This is a genomic window from Streptomyces fungicidicus (assembly GCF_003665435.1).
Classification (GTDB): Bacteria; Actinomycetota; Actinomycetes; order Streptomycetales; family Streptomycetaceae; genus Streptomyces; species Streptomyces fungicidicus.
Genome location: NZ_CP023407.1, coordinates 5,276,511 through 5,291,848 on the forward strand (window position 1 = coordinate 5,276,511; position 15,338 = coordinate 5,291,848).

The following is a 15,338-nucleotide window of genomic DNA, read 5'->3' on the forward strand; positions in this document are numbered from 1 at the left end:
ACGCTCGCCTGTCAGAGTGCGGCGCAGGCGTGAGGGCTTGACCGTGATGTGAGACTTTCGGCATGGACATGGGGCGTGAGTCGCGGTGGGAGAAGGACGCGATGACGGTGGAGATCGTCTTCGCTCTGGTGACTGCCGCCGTGCTGGCTGGGTTGATTTTTGCCGTCTCCTGGACTCTCGCCCTGACCCTTGACCTGTCGGGATCGGCAGAGAGACACGTACTCGCGGGGGGTGCGCTGCTCGGAGCGGTGGCCGGAGTGTGGCGTCTTGTGCGGGTGCTGCTTCGGTTCGACAAGCAGCGCCGCTTGGGCCGCTGACCACGGATCTTCCTGTTGGGGTCGGTAGCCTCTCAGCGTGGGGATCGTTGAGCGCCTGGTGCCGGATGAGCTGTGGGAGCTGTTCCAGCGGGTGGTTCCGGAGGCGCCGTCACGGCCGCAGGGAGGCGGCCGGCGCCGACATGGCGACCGTGAGGTGCTGGCTGCGATCGTGTTCGTGGCAACCTCGGGCTGCACGTGGCAGCAGTTGCCGGCGGCGTCCTTCGGGCCGTCCGGCGCGACGGCCCACCGCAGGTTCACTGAGTGGACGAAGGCCAGAGTCTGGGCCAAGCTGCACCGCCTGGTCCTCGACGAACTCGGTGCCCGTGGCGACCTGGACTGGTCGCGGTGTGCGATCGACTCGGTGAACATGCGGGCCCTGAAAAGGGGGACCTGACAGGTCCGAATCCTGTTGACCGAGGCAAGTACGGCTCGAAGATCCACCTGATCACCGAGCGGACCGGTCTGCCCCTGTCCGTCGGCATCTCGGGTGCCAACGTCCACGACAGCCAAGCCCTGATCCCGCTCGTGAAGGGCATACCCCCGATCCGGTCCCGCCGAGGCCCCCGCCGGCGCAAGCCTGCCAACCTCCACGCCGACAAGGGCTATGACTACCACCACCTGCGGCAATGGCTGTCACGGCGCGGCATCCAGCACCGCATTGCTCGCAGAGGCGTTGAAGCCTCACAGCGACTCGGGCGGCACCGTTGGACCATCGAACGCACCATGGCCTGGCTCGCCGGCTGCCGCCGACTCCACCGCCGCTACGAGCGCAAAGCCGAGCACTTCCTCGCCTTCACCAGCCTCGCTTGCACTCTCATCTGCTACCGCAGACTCGCCAAATGAGATGGCCTGTAAGAGGCCGTTCTCTTTCCGAACCTCATGTGGCATCTTCGCTGGTCAGGCATGAAGGAGCCGCTGTCGCGGGAGCCTCGGTTTGTTGCCGGGCGAGGTGTCGTGGAGGTGGCGGATGCCGTCGATGCGCACGGTTCTGGAAACGCGGCAGAAGACCGCAGCCGCGCAGGTGAAGCAACTCGAAGCCGAGCTGGAACGGGTACGGGCGGCTCTGGCGGACGCCGAGGAGGTGCACCGGCGCCGGGTGATCGGCCTGGAGCAGTACTTGGAGGCGCTGGCCGAGGAGAACGCACCCGCCGACGTGGCCGGCGAGGTGTCGCGGAAGAAGCCGGTCGGACCGCGCCGGGCGGTGCCTCACCGGCGACACGCCACCGAGGTGAAAGAACTGTCGCCGGACTATCAGGCGTTGATGACCGCCGTGGTCGATGCGGGAGGCGACGGGCTCGGTGCCCGACGGGCAGCGGTGGTGCTGGGCTGGGACAGCGCGTCCGCCTCCCGCGTCGAAGGGGCGAGGGCCCGGCTGAAGCGGCTGGTGGAACGAGGCTGGCTGGTGGAGCAGAAACCGGGCAGGTTCACGCTGCCTCCCCAGATGTCGGAGCACGACGCTGCTGGCGGTGGGCGCCCAGGCGGCGGCTCATGAGCATGGCCATCGACCAGCAGATGACGGCTTCACTGGTGTCGGTGCGCCGCTCGTAGTCACGGACCAGGCGCCGGCTGCGCAGGCACCAGGCGAAAGACCGTTCCACGACCCAGCGGCGGGGCAGCGCCTGGAAGCCGCTGATGCCGTCGCTGCGGCGGACGATGTCGAGAACGACGCCGAGCTGTTCCGCACTCCAGTCGACGAGGTGGCCGGTGTAGCCGCCATCGGCCCAGACCCGTGTCAGCCGTCTGAAGCGATCCTTGGCCGCCGTCAGCAGGAGGCGTGCGGCATCCCGGTCGGTGGTCGACGCCGGCGTGACCAGCACGGCCAGCAGCAGATCGAGCGTGTCGGTGAGCAGGTGCCGCTTGCGTCCGTTGATCTTCTTCCCAGCGTCGAAGCCCCGCGCGACCAGGGCGACGGTGGCGTCCGCCTTCACCGACTGCGAGTCGATGACCGCCGCACTCGGCTCCTGGTCACGGCCCTCGGAATCGCGGACGGCCTCGCGCAGCCGGTCGTGCAGCTCGGCCACGAGTCCCGCATCCCGCCAGCGGGCGAAGAAGGCGTACACCCGTGGCCAGGGCGGGAAGTCGGCGGGCATCGCCCGCCACTTGATGCCGTTGTCGACGAGGTACCGCACCGCGTCGATCATCTGCCGGTGGCAGTAGCCCTCCGGCCGCCCGCCCCGACCTGCCAGCCATCCCGGCACCGGCAGCAGGTCCCGCACCAGGATCCACTCGGCATCGCTCATGTCCGAGCCGTACCGGGGCCGGCGCCCCGGCCGGTCGGCCGCCGTTCCCGAACCTGTGGGCGAGACAGTCACACCCAGGAGTGGACGGACTGGACCCGGCAACCGTGACCACCCGACACTTCGACAACAGGGCCTCTTGCTCCTCGCTGGACTCGACATCCGCGAGCTACCAAGAGGCCCTTCTTCCATGCATCGGCACCGGCCGACTCACCCGAACCAGGCCCCTGTTCGAATCCCACCCGGCCACCCGAGCGGATAGAGAACAGCCAGTAAGGCGTTGCCAGAGCCTCCATACCAGTCATGCCTGCAGGGGCTGTTCCCTCCCTGTCACCCGTCACCTCAAAGAGTGAAGCAGGGGTCGTTTAATCGTGAAGATGTTGTAGGATCCACGCACTGCCAGGGGTGGGGACCTCTTCGATGGCGGTGCTGAGGGATGTTCTCTTGGTGGGGGCTTGGCAGTGGCAAGAGGCAAGACATCGCTCCGGGGCGCGTCCACACTGGTCGGCGACAGGTGGCAGAAGCTGCCTGAGTGGGCGGCATGGTTCTCGGAGGTCGGGTATTGGGCGGCAGGCCTGCACAAGGAGGGCTCAAACGCGGTAGTGGCGCTGTCCGTTCCGACGCGTGACTACCTCGCGGTGCTGCTGACCTATGGGGTTGTGAACCGGGCGTCCCAGGCGGAAGTGGTCCCTGCGGAGTCGGAGCAGAACTTCGAGCAGGCCGAATGCCTTCCTGTCGGCAACTGCGTTCGAGTCATCCCGGTCAAGGGTCCCGGGCAGGGGCGGCGCGTTTACACGGGAGTGTTCGGCGGGGCGATTCAGAACCATCATGGGCGGGTCTACGAACTCGCAGGCAGCAAGAGTCCTGGACGGCGTCCTGGACCCATTTCGTGGTTTCCGGCAGACGACTACCGGCTCCAACTGCTTCGCTGGCCAGACCTGCCGGAGGACTACAGGGGTAGCAACCGCTTCAGTGAAGAGCTTGAAATACCCGTCGGCGCTGAGAACCTGTTGGCCGGACAGATGACCGACTTCTACGGACGCTGCTCGCTGCACAGCGTCGTGGTGGGGGTAAGGAACACGGTCCTGGCTGAGGCCCAGCTCGTCGTCGGGGCAGCCGGAGGACCGGCATTGCCCCTGCAGGAGCTGCTGCGTCTGCGCGCAGTCCGCTCGCCTGGATCCCACTACCGCAGTGTGGTGCTGTCGAGCCGGGGCGATCCGGAGGAGTACCGCGACGTAGTGCGGTCCTGCCAGCCGGTTGTGGCCGTGCTCGACGGTGCGTCAACGGTTCGGCGGTGGCTTGGAGCAAGTCTCGCGAGCGTGACGGTGGCCGTGGTCGAGCGCACCAGCCCGTCAGCGCTGGCCGCTGCGGACGGGCTCTACGAGAACCGATGGCGCAGCGTGGCCAACGTCGACGTGCCCAGAGACCTCGGCAGCCGTATTCCTCCGGGCGTTGAACTGCTGGCATGGAAGAGCAGGGGGGCGGCACCATGAGTTTGTGGGAGGTAGACAAGGTCTACCAGCATGCGGGCTGCGCTATCGAGGAGCAGCCTGTGCACCACTCAGGTGTGCACTCGTTCATGCGGGTAGCTTCGCAGTTTCTGCGTGCAGTAGGGGAGTTGGAGAGCTCTGACCTGTGGAGGCAGGCTTGCGTCGAGATCCGGCGGGTCCGGTGGCTCCTCGGTACCGTGCCGGTGCCCCTCAATAGCTTGCAGCTCAGGCTTCAGGAGACGGCGCACAGTTTGGCGGGCATTAGCGCGCGTTTGCGGCAGGCTGCGGATGCCGACCTGGTGCGCCAGCTGTCCGCCGTCGCGCAGGCCTTGACTCGCCTGGGAGCGGACACCTCCAATCCCCTTATGGCCGGGGTTATGACGTTCCTGTCGTCTGGCCGCAAGGGCACGCCGCTTGTGGCGGTGACCAACCGCTTCTACCAGGACGCCGTTGTCCGCGCGTTCGGCGTGATCCACTACCCAGTTGAAATTGGCCTGGTCAGTGACCTGTTGGGGGCTGAGGTGTATGACTCGGCGGTGGTCGTGGGACCGATCGGCTGGCTTCCGCCGGGTGTGCTGAATGCTCCCCGGGCGGCGCGGCTCGGACTGGTCCACTATGACTTCTACCGTGAGCCGCTGGACGTACAGCCGCTGTTCGACGAGGGGCCTGTGCTGCGCGGCACCATGCCAACGCGCGTACGCCGCCGCGACACGAGGACAGTCGGAGCACCGTCCGAGCTCACGGGTGGTACGACGCCTGAGACGACAGAGTCCCTGCTGACGGATCTCGATGTCGCTTCCCTGGCGCAGGATGCTGTCGCAGGACTTCCCATTGAAGCTCTGCGGGACGGTGCCACAGGCGGTCACGAGGGGGTGGAGGCCCGCGCGGCTCTGCTCGCCGACGGCTCGTATGTCCTGCTGCCCGCGGAATCCAGCGTTCACAAGATCCTTTTGGTTGAGTCGGATCCGGATGATGAGCCCTCTGTCGAGGCCGTCGACGGGGCCTCGATTTCGGTCGGCGACTACGTCGTACTTCGCGGTAGCTCCTACTATCAGAGCCTGATCGAGCGGGCCGACGTCGTCTTGGGCGACGACGCACCCATGCTGCGGGCGCTACAACAGGGGTGGAAAACGCAGCTGGGCGATCGTATTGCCCATCACCCAGATGGCCGTCGGGGGGTTGCGAAGGACTTGGTGGCGCGCGGCGCGGTGACAACCAACCTGGACTACTGGACGAGCTCTTGGTGCATCAGAACGCGGCGTAGAGATGACTTCGCTGTTGTCATGGCCTATCTGGGCCGCAGAGGGGAGGCGCAGGACGTCTGGGCCGCCCTCGGCCGAATCGACCATGCACACCGCAGTGCCGGGCGGGGCTACGCCGAGGCTGTGCAGCGTGCTGTCTCCGGGGATTTGTGGCAGCGGCTCTGGGTGGACCGCTGGTGCGAGATCCCCTTGGACGATACGGACTCGGGCGCGCGGGTGGCTCTGGTCGACGCCGTTCTCCCCGGACAGCTGCGCGTTCCCCCGCATTACCTCTGTCGGCTCCGCACTTCGGAGGTGCCCTGATGGCGCGCATGATCCCGTCGGCCTTCGATCCGGAAGTCACCCCTAGTCCCGGGGAGAAAGAGGTGTTCCAGCGGCTCCGCGATGACCCTGGCACGGAAGGTTGGGTGGTGCTGCATTCGCTGGGGATCGCCAACCACCCGCGGCAGATCCAGGGTGAGGCTGATTTCGTCATCATCGTGCCTGGGAAGGGGATCCTAGTCCTGGAGGTGAAGGCCCATCTGCAGGTCAGGCGCCTCCCGAGTGGCGAGTGGCGGCTGGGCAGCCAGCCACCAACCTTGAGGAGCCCATTCCAACAGGCCGATGAGGCCATGCATGCGGTCAAGGAGAAGCTCATAGGCCACGGCGGTGGGCTGGGAGCCGTGCCGATGACCTCCGCTGTGTTGTTCACGCACAGCCGGTTCGCGGTGTCAGGCCCCATGGAGTGGCACTCATGGCAGGCGATCGACACAGTGGCCCTGCACAGCCGTCCCGTTTCCGCTCTGATCACCGGGGTCCTGGACGCCCACCGCGCGCACCTCACCTCGACTCCCACAGCAGGCTGGTTCAACCCCGCATCCGCCGCTCCCGACGCCGGCCAGACCGAGCGGATTCTGGAGGCGCTGCGGCCCTCATTCGAGTTTGCCGAACCGCCCAAGCTGCGGCGGCAGCGGATGGAACGGGAGACTCAGACCTTTACTAAGCAGCAGTACGAGGTGCTCGACATGATCGCCGCCAATCGGCGGTGCCTGGTCCGCGGCGCCGCAGGAACAGGCAAGACTTTCGTTGCCGTGGAGGCGGCGCGGCGGTTCGCCGGAAGCGGTCTGAGAGTCTTGCTGTGCTGTTTCAACCGGCAGCTGGGCCGCTGGCTCAAGGAAGAGACCGCCGGGGTGGAGGGGATCACGGCCGCTCACCTTCACTCCTACATGGCGGGGCTGGTTCCCGCTGCACGCCCCGTGGCGAGCGGAGGTGACGGGTTCTTCACAGAGGAGCTTCCCGACCTCGCCCTGGAAGCCCTGCTGGAGCGCGACGGCCCGACGTTCGATGTGCTGGTGATCGACGAGGCACAGGACCTGATGCGCGAGTCCTACCTCAACGTCCTCGACTCCTCCTTGCGCGGAGGTTTGTCTAGCGGCCAGTGGCTGGCCTTCGGCGACTTCACGCGCCAGGCCCTTTATGACTCCGGCGGTGAGGGAATGGAAGCCCTCCACAGGCGGACGGTGGGCGAGCCAGCGGTATTCATACTGCGTCACAACTGCAGGAGCGTCCCCGACATCACCTTCTACGTGGAAGCGACGTCCGACCTTGACCCGGGCTACACCGGAACGCTGCGGCCTTCGAACGACCGGACCGCAGAGCACCTGTGGTGGACGGACAGCGAGGAACAGCAGCGGCTACTGGCGGACAGGCTCAGCCAGCTCACCCGCGAAGGGTTCCGGCCCGAGGACATCGTCGTCCTGTCACCGCTGCGCAATGACCAGAGCGCGGCCGGCAGCTGCCGGGACCCCCGCTGGCAAAACCGGCTCGTGCCCTTCGGCTCCCCGCGGCCGGGGGCGGTGCGATACGGGACAGTGCACGCTTTCAAGGGGCTGGACTCCCCGGCGGTCATCCTCACTGATATTGCCTCTTTTGGGTCGGCGCGTGACCAGACGCTCTTCTATGTGGGCGCTTCCCGTGCCAGGGACGAACTCACGGTGCTGATGTCCCAGAACGCACGCCCTGGCTTCCGCAAACAGGTCTTCAAGGAGAAGGCAGCATGACCATCAGCGACCACCTCGGTCCGCGTGAGGACGTTATCGACGCCCTGAGGGCCGAGCTGCTCGGTCCTGCACCCGCCGGCAAGTCTCTCGACCGGGAATCATTCGACAACTGGGAGGAAGCCCGCGGCCCTTGGGTGGACCCCGAGTCCGGAGAGGAGATCCTCGACCGGGCCCCGCTGGTGCGGTACGGCGTCGGCGTCCTGTACCCCGCCGAGAGCACCGCGCGGCCCACGGACGAGGATCGCACGGTCGTTGCCGGTCTCGTGGACGGTGAGCTCGACGAAAAGGTCTTCGAGGGCCTGCAGGAAGCTGCACAGCGCACGGTCGGCGGGCCGCCTGAGGACGACGACTTCGACCTCGCCGGCGCGAACGACCGACGTCCCAGCACGATGGGCCTGTCGTTCATGCTGGCGGGCGGGAGCGGTACGGCTCTCCGCATCGTTTTCACAGGTGGCCGCTATCGGCATCAGAGCGTGTCTGTGGCGGGCGATGCGCGGCGGTGGTGGGTACGCAGCCCCGTTACGGCGGTCTGGGAGCTGTCTGCGGACGAGATCGCCACGGCCAACCGGGTCCTGCGGAAGTTGCAGCCGGACGCGGACGCCTCGCGCAGCATTGACGGGCTCGACCTGGAGCTGATCGTCAACGTGCGCAGCCACCAGGACGGCAGGCTGATCACAGTTGCCCTCGTCAACCGGACGGTCCCCGGAAGTAAGCCACTCGATGCTGTGAGCCTGTTCCAGGCCGAGATGACCGTCGAGCCGCAGGGCGGGTGGCTCGCGCCGTACCCGGAGGCAGCCGAAGCCGAGACCCACCCGGACGACGCCTCGTTCAATCTGCTCTACCGGGAAGCACGGACCTTCGCTGTGGGGCACGGCTGCGCCGCGGACTGGGCCGACCCCACAGAGGGCCGGGCCGCCTGGGCCAAGGCCGACCCGCTGCCCTGGTACGAGGCACCCAGCATCACTCCCGACATCCGGCAGAACGGCAGCCCGCTCACTGTCTCCATGGAGCAGCTCTCTGGGGACGGCCCTGCTGGTCCTGAGCGCCTCGAGCAGGTCGTCGGCGCGTACGCGGAGTGGATCGAAGGGCTCGAAGAGAAGGCTGCCGGCCTCGACGAGCGGTTCCGGCTGACCGCCGCGCAGCACATCGAAGGCTGCCGCAAGGCTCTGGGCCGTATGAGGGAAGGGCTCGAACTGGTCCGTGACGCCCGGAGCGACGTGGGCCGTGCCTTTCGGATGGCTAACCGTGCCATGTTGCGCCAGCAGCTGCGCTCCGGGGCCGACCTGCGCCAGACGCAGTCCGTCGACGGGCGGTACCAGGTGGAGGGAGCCCAGCCGGATGAGAACGAGGCTCGCCGCAAGGGCAAGGGGAACTGGCGTGCCTTCCAGATCGCATTTCTCCTGGCCGCCGTCCCCTCAAGTGCCGATCCCCTCCATGACGACCGTGAGGTTGTTGACCTCATCTACTTCCCCACCGGCGGTGGCAAGACTGAGGCCTATCTCGGACTGTCTGCTTTCACGATGCTGCTCCGTCGTCTGCGCAACTCCGATGACACGAGTGTCACCGTCCTCATGCGCTATACGCTGCGTCTGCTGACCGCTCAGCAATTCCTGCGCGCCGCCGCTCTCGTCTGCGCGCTTGAGGAGTTGCGCGCAGACGCGCCGGACCTTGGAACGGTCCCCTTCTCGATCGGGATCTGGGTGGGTGGCGAGACCACTCCCAACCGGCGCGCGGATGCGAAGTCAGCACTTGGCAGGCTCTACCGCGGAGAGCAGGAGAACCCGTTTCTGCTGCTGCGCTGTCCCTGGTGCTCAGCTCAGATGGGCCCCGTTACCAGCCAGGAAGAAGACACCGCGCCCGGGCAGCGCCGCCGTAGGACCGGCCGACGCACCGGAGCGGCGGCCCGCACACCCGTAGCCGGCTACACGGAGTACCGCGGAACCGTGCGCTTCATCTGCCCGGATAATGAGTGCCGGTTCTCCACGGAGGACTCGCCACTGCCTGTCTACGTGGTTGACGAGGACCTCTACGAGCACCGGCCGACCCTCGTGATCGGGACGGTGGACAAGTTCGCCCTCATTGCCTGGCGGCCCAAAGCAAGGGCCCTGTTCGGCTTCGGATCCGACGGGCTCGGTTCGGACGGCTCCCGGGCCTACTCGCCACCTTCGTTGATCATCCAGGACGAGCTGCACCTCATCGCCGGTCCGCTCGGCTCCCTTACGGGCCTCTACGAGGGCGTTATCGAAGAACTGTGCACCGACCGGCGAGGCGGCACGCGCATTCTCCCCAAGATCGTCGCCTCCACCGCGACGATCCGGCGGCACGAGGAGCAGGTCAAGGCCCTTTACGGCCGTGAGCAGGTGCACCTTTTCCCGCCGCACGGCATCGACGCCTCCGACTCCTTCTTCGCCGTCTACGACCGCGATCCGGAGACCGGCACTCTCAAGCCGGGGCGGCGCTACATCGGCGTGCACGCCCCTGCCCTCGGCTCCATGCAGACCACACAGGTCCGCACGTTCGCCGCCCTGCTCCAGGCAGCCAAGGACCTTCCCGAAGGCCTCCGCGACCCCTGGTGGACGCTGCTCGCCTTCTTCAACAGCCTCCGTGAGCTCGGCAACTCGCTGTCGCTCATGCAGTCCGACATCCCCGACTACCTGAGGACCATCAACAACCGCTCAGAGACGGACCGCACCGGGATGCGCTACCTCAACTGGGTCGAGGAGATGACCAGCCGCCTCCGGCAGGACCAGATCCCCGAAGCCATCCAGAAGCTCGAGCGGCAGCTCACGGACGAACAGCGGGCCGTAGACGCCTGTCTGGCCTCCAGCCTGATTGAGGTCGGCATCGACATCCCCCGTCTCTCACTCATGGCCGTTGTCGGCCAGCCCAAGAGCACCTCCCAGTACATCCAGGTCACCGGTCGCGTCGGACGACGCATTCCCGGACTGGTCGTCACCCTGTACGGGGCAGGCAAACCCCGAGACCGCAGCCACTTCGAGCGCTTCCGCAGCTACCACGAACGCCTGTACGCGCAGGTCGAACCGACCAGCTCCACCCCATTCGCCCCGCCCGCCCTGGACCGGGCCCTGCGCGCAGTCGCGGTTGCCTACATCCGGCAGACCGGACCGGAGGCGCTTGAGCCTCAGCCGTTCCCCGCCGAAGGCTGGGAAGCGGCCAGAAAGCTTCTCCTCGACCGGGTCGACTTCTGCGACTCCGAAGAAGCCGACCGCACAGCCGACATCCTGGACAGGATGCGCAAGGAGTGGGAGGCGTGGCAGCCCGGGCACTGGGGCGACTTCGGGCCCATGGTCAGCAGCGACCAGCTCCTGCGCCCCCTTGGCCAGTACGCGGACGAGCAGGCCCAGAGTATGACCTGGGCCATCCCCTCCTCCATGCGCGGCGTCGACGCCGAATGCCAGATCGAGGTCACCTCGGAGTACGCGATCCAGGAAGGACAGTCATGATCCGCGGCAAGGTCCGGCGCTCCCAGATGGTCGCCCCGTTTGGCCCCGGGGCCATGCACGTGCTGTCCGACGGGACGTCAGTCATCACGGCAGGCCTCGACCACTGGTTTCCGCGCGGAGACGACCGCAACCAGGAAGAGTTCCGTATCCACGAGTGGCGCCTGGAACAGCATCTCGGTGTCGACGCGCTCTACTCTCCTCCGGACTACCGCACCCGTTCGGAGGATGGGGTCAACACCGGTCTCACCGTCCCGGTCCTTCGGTTCCCCACCTGGGGCTTCTGCCCGCGCTGCCGCAAGCTGGCCAAGGACCGGCTCCACCAGGAGAACCGCCCGGCCTGCAAGGAGCATGAGTCCTCCGGCCGCAAGCCCTTCTTCGCCCAAGTGCCCTTCGTCGCGATCTGTGAGCGAGGGCACCTCCAGGACTTCCCCTGGTTCGAATGGACGCATAAGTCAGCGACGCCCTCCTGCCGGGGGCACCGCCTCTCACTGCGGTCCTCCGGCGGCGGCACTCTGGCCTCCCAACGGGTGTCCTGTTCCTGCAACGCGACCCGCAGCCTGGAAGGCATCACATCAACAAGGAGTAGTGCCGAGAGCGGCCCTTCCACGTTCCTCTCGGAAGAGCTCGAGCCGGGCGGGCCGGCGTACCTGTGCCGCGGCGGGGCGCCCTGGCTGGGGATCGACCGCGAAGGGGAGCCGTGCGGGAGCCCTCTCCGCGGCAGCCTGCGCGGCGCCGCGAACGTCTACTACTCGCTCCTGAAGAGTTCCATTTTCGTGCCAGAGATGGCCGCGTCGACCGCCGATCCAAAGGTCCTCGCTGTCCTCCAGGACGGGGCGATCGTACAGGCCCGGCAGAGGGCAGCAGTCTTCCTTGACAAGGGAGAGGCTTTGCCTGTCCACATGCTCCGGAAAGCGGCCCAGGGGAACGCCTTCCTCCTCGACGACTTCAGCGACGAGGAGATCGCCCGTGCACTGGCCGTGCTGCAACAGTCCGAATCCGAAGCCTCAGAGACAGAGGAGCCCGGCTCTGCGCAGGACCCAGCTCCATTCCGCGCCACCGAGTACCAGACGCTGCGCGGTGCGATCGAGTCTGAGGAACTGGTCGTACGCGAGCCCCGCGGACAGTACGCGCCCAGCATTGCCTCCGCCTTCGCCCGCGTAAGGCTTGTAGAAAAGCTCCGCGAAACTCGGGTGCTATGGGGCTTCAACCGCGTTTTCGCCGAGTCCCCTTATGATGACGCGTCCCGCAAGGCACTGCTGCGCCGCACACCTGCGCGCCCGGGTGGCAACTGGCTTCCCGCATACGCTGTCAGCGGCGAGGGCATATACCTGGAACTCGACACGGCGTCTCTGGGCGCGTGGGAGGAGCGTCGGGCAGTTCTGGCGCAGGCTGAACTACTCACACAGCGCTTCTCGGACCTAGCCGAACAGCGCGGCCTGACCAAGCGAGAGTTGTCGCCGCGCTTCATCCTCCTGCACACACTGGCGCACCTGCTCATCAACCAGCTCACCTACGAGTGCGGCTACAGCTCGGCCTCACTTAGGGAGCGCCTCTACGTGAGCCCCGGCCCGGACGGCATGGCCGGCATACTCATCTACACCGCCGCCGGGGACTCCGAGGGCACCTTGGGCGGCCTGGTTCGAATGGGCGAGCCCGGCCGACTGGAGGGAGTGCTGGAGAACGCCCTGGCTCACGCTGCGTGGTGCTCCTCGGACCCGGTGTGCATCGAGAGCAAGGGCCAAGGTCCCGGGTCCTGCAACCTTGCCGCCTGTCACGGCTGCGCGCTGCTTCCTGAGACGGCGTGCGAGGAGTACAACCGCTTCCTTGACCGTGCCTTGGTGGTCGGTGGGCTCGGGAAGAGCGAGCTCGGATTCTTCGCTAGGAACTGAGAGCAGGTCGATGGTGTGCGCGAGCATCCCGCTCACGCACACCACCTTGGTCTGACACTGTGACTGAGCGGGTCCGGAGGCCCCATGCGCTTAACGGAAACCCGCTGGTCAGGGGCCTCTATGAGTCAACCTCGACGAGAGCCCGTTACGAGTAGTCCACGGCGTGTTCCGTGACTGAAAGTACGCGCTGCGACGCAGACACCTTCTACCCGGCACGCACTCTGTCACTCATGGTGACGGGGAGGTCGCGTGCGGCGAGAACGATCGTATTGCTTGATGAATGACCGCCAGCAAGCAGCAACGGTTTCGGGACTGTGTCTCAGGTTGATTGGGCATCTCCCCGGCCTCCCCGTCACGCAAGACCCGAGATCGCTCGCAGTGAGCGGGAGATTGGTCACGAGAGGCCGGACTCCGGGGAAGGCGCCGCAGAACGCAACGTAGGATCTTCACCTCAGGGTTCGTTGGCTGCAGGTCTGTGGGCGGATGAACGGGGCTCCACGACACGGCCCCACCCTCACGGATCCTGCTGTTGGGTCGGCGGAGTATCCGGTGTGCACAGTACTGTTTGCCCCGCGAGGCCGTTGCTTCGAGTGGCTGTCTGTGCTCTCCTGGTGCTCGTCGATCCCGTCTATGTAGGAGGGCTGTGCGGTGACGAAGGGGAAGTACGGTGTTCCCCTGGAACGGTCTGACTACCTGCGACTCGACCCCCACGACGATCACTGCAACGAGGACGGTTTTTCCGAGTGGCTCGGTCGTCATCAAGATGACCTCTTGGCCGTGGACCTGTTCACCGGTGCCGGTGGACTGAGCCTTGGCATCCAAGAAGCAGGTTGGACCATGGCTGCGGGTGTCGACTTCGACGAACGCGCCCTGGAGACCCACGCCCACAATTTCCCTGGTCTCAGCCTGCGGATGGACCTGGGTGACCCGGAGGTGCGCGACCACCTGGTGGAGCTGCTGTCTCAGGCGAAGATCGACCTCGTTGCAGGCGGGCCTCCCTGCCAGCCGTTCAGCCGGGCCGGCCGGAGCAAGATCCGGGATCTTGTACGCAACCATGGCCGGGATCCGCAGGATCACCGGAAGCAGCTCTGGCAGGCGTACCTGGACATCGTGACGCGCGTCCGCCCGAGAGCCGTTCTCATGGAGAACGTCCCTGACATGGGGTTGGGTGATGACTTCGCCGTCGTGCGGATCATCGAGGAGAAGCTCGAGGAGCTTGGGTACGCGACGCAGGTCCGCCTCGTCGACGCCTGGCAGTACGGCGTTCCACAGCACCGCAAGCGACTGATATTGCTGGCCCGCAACGACGTGGAGCGCTTCGACTGGCAGCCGAAAGTGGAAACGGCCGTCAACCTTCAGCAGGCGATCTCCGATCTCCCACGGTTCCAGGTGGAGGCACAGGAGCGCGTTGGGGAGCGGGAACTGCCCTATGTAGAACCCGCGGATCTGTCCGAGTTCGCCGGCAGGATGCGGGAGGGTGCTCCGGACGGCGTCATTCATGACCACATGACTCGACGGGTGCGTAGCGACGACTTGGAGATCTTCTCCGAATACATGACGTCGAAGACCTTGTACTCGGACCTGCCCGAGAAGTTGCGTCGCTACCGTGCGGACAATTTCACGGATAAGTACAAGCGTCTGGCCTGGAATGAACTCAGTCGCTCGATCACGGCCCACATTGCCAAGGACGGCTACTGGTACATCCACCCCGAGGACCACCGAACTTTGACGGTGCGAGAGGCTGCCAGAATCCAGACGTTTCCGGATAGATTCCGGTTCGCTGGTACGCGGAGCGATGCCTTCCGGCAAATCGGCAACGCGGTACCACCCCTCCTCGGGCACGCGGCTGCCAGCGTGGTTCTCCCTATCGAGGGAATGCCCGAAGACTCGGGGCTGGTTCCGCATTGGCGGCAGGTAAGGGACGACCTCGGCAAGTGGGCCGATGCCGCGCGGGAGCAGGAGGGCTGGTATCAGTTCCCGGGGGACGAGATGGAGGCGCCCCAAGCCGCGGTGATGGCTCTGCTGGCGGGAAGTCGCATGAAGAGCAGCGAGATCCGCGACATCATGGAAGTCGTCCGCGGCAGGAAGGCCGTGACCAGCCGAGTATTCGAACAGATCATCACGAAGGCCACCACGGCGTCGGCTAAGGACAGACTGAGTCGTCTGCAACCACTGGTCGACGACCGGAATGCATGGAGTGAGGCGAAGAAGAACAGTGTTCCGGAGCGTCTCGGCTTCAAGCCCGCCGAAGAGGCTCTATACACCCTCCTCTTGGGAGAGCAGGACCTCCTGCTCATCACACAGGGCGCACTCCGGGTCGCAGCCAGGGTCAACGGCAGCACGGGTGACCAGATCAACAAGCTGACCGACGGCCGCGTCGACTTGATCCGCCTCGTCGGCGCAGGCAAGGACTCGTCGCTGCGTATGGCCGCTCTCCGCGTGATCGGCAACGCGTACTGCAAAGCCACTCAGCCCGGCTGCCCGTGGTGCCCGCTGCGCAAGCACTGCATTGGCAAGCCCCCAGCGGACGATCTGTACAGCCAGACCTTCATCGAGGAGGACGGCAGCCGGGTCGCGTCGTGAACAAGGAGGGCGAGAGCCTGTTCCCCGAGGCGTCTCTGCCTCGGGAGCAGGCCCGTC

Annotated in this window: 10 protein-coding genes; 9 read left to right on the plus strand and 1 reads right to left on the minus strand. The window is 66.3% G+C overall.

The genetic code is table 11. The annotated features are described in order from the left end of the window. Positions 1 to 62: 62 nt before the first annotated feature. The 3 genes from CNQ36_RS24280 (at position 63) to CNQ36_RS24290 (ending at position 1,809) form a co-directional block, all read left to right on the plus strand. Positions 63 to 317, plus strand: a complete 255-nt coding sequence (locus CNQ36_RS24280; protein WP_206278501.1) for a DUF6332 family protein — start codon at positions 63 to 65, stop codon at positions 315 to 317. A 43-nt stretch (positions 318 to 360) separates the two neighbouring features. After that, positions 361 to 1,160, plus strand: a protein-coding gene (locus CNQ36_RS24285; protein WP_163013435.1) for an IS5 family transposase whose coding sequence is annotated in 2 segments (ribosomal slippage) — positions 361 to 700 and positions 700 to 1,160 — 801 coding nt in all. Because the reading frame shifts where the segments join, the coding sequence is not laid out codon by codon here. A 133-nt stretch (positions 1,161 to 1,293) separates the two neighbouring features. Next, positions 1,294 to 1,809 (plus strand): hypothetical protein, encoded by a 516-nt coding sequence (locus tag CNQ36_RS24290; RefSeq protein ID WP_048459277.1) that lies wholly within the window; start codon positions 1,294 to 1,296, stop codon positions 1,807 to 1,809. Here the strand turns inward: CNQ36_RS24290 and CNQ36_RS24295 are convergent. Beyond that, positions 1,742 to 2,557: an IS5 family transposase gene (locus tag CNQ36_RS24295; RefSeq protein ID WP_228313061.1), complete on the minus strand. Its 816-nt coding sequence runs from the start codon at positions 2,555 to 2,557 to the stop codon at positions 1,742 to 1,744. The two genes, CNQ36_RS24290 and CNQ36_RS24295, sit on opposite strands and share 68 nt — an antisense overlap. A 452-nt stretch (positions 2,558 to 3,009) precedes the next feature. On the opposite strand from CNQ36_RS24295, the gene CNQ36_RS24305 reads away from it, so the two are divergent. The 6 genes from CNQ36_RS24305 to CNQ36_RS24330 all read left to right on the plus strand — a co-directional run bounded on the left by CNQ36_RS24305 (position 3,010) and on the right by CNQ36_RS24330 (position 15,281). Continuing rightward, on the plus strand, positions 3,010 to 4,047 hold the full coding sequence (locus CNQ36_RS24305; protein ID WP_163013358.1) for a hypothetical protein: 1,038 nt from the start codon (positions 3,010 to 3,012) through the stop codon (positions 4,045 to 4,047). After that, entirely contained in the window at positions 4,020 to 5,609 is a 1,590-nt protein-coding gene (locus tag CNQ36_RS24310) for a hypothetical protein (protein WP_121547535.1), read from the plus strand. The genes CNQ36_RS24305 and CNQ36_RS24310 overlap by 28 nt, the downstream gene beginning before the upstream one ends. Then, positions 5,609 to 7,345, plus strand: coding sequence for a nuclease-related domain-containing DEAD/DEAH box helicase (locus CNQ36_RS24315; protein ID WP_053077001.1), 1,737 nt, complete (start codon positions 5,609 to 5,611; stop codon positions 7,343 to 7,345). The genes CNQ36_RS24310 and CNQ36_RS24315 overlap by 1 nt, the downstream gene beginning before the upstream one ends. Next, complete coding sequence (locus tag CNQ36_RS24320; RefSeq protein ID WP_048459187.1) at positions 7,342 to 10,809, plus strand: helicase-related protein; 3,468 nt, start codon at positions 7,342 to 7,344, stop codon at positions 10,807 to 10,809. The genes CNQ36_RS24315 and CNQ36_RS24320 overlap by 4 nt, the downstream gene beginning before the upstream one ends. Continuing rightward, a complete protein-coding gene (gene drmB / locus CNQ36_RS24325; protein ID WP_048459188.1) occupies positions 10,806 to 12,698 on the plus strand; it encodes a DUF1998 domain-containing protein in 1,893 nt (630 codons plus the stop codon). Before CNQ36_RS24320 ends, drmB begins: the two co-directional genes overlap by 4 nt. 648 nt (positions 12,699 to 13,346) lie before the next feature. Next, the gene (locus CNQ36_RS24330) at positions 13,347 to 15,281 is read left to right on the plus strand and encodes a DNA cytosine methyltransferase (RefSeq protein WP_048459189.1); all 1,935 of its coding nucleotides are present in this window, start codon (positions 13,347 to 13,349) and stop codon (positions 15,279 to 15,281) included. Positions 15,282 to 15,338 lie beyond the last annotated feature (57 nt).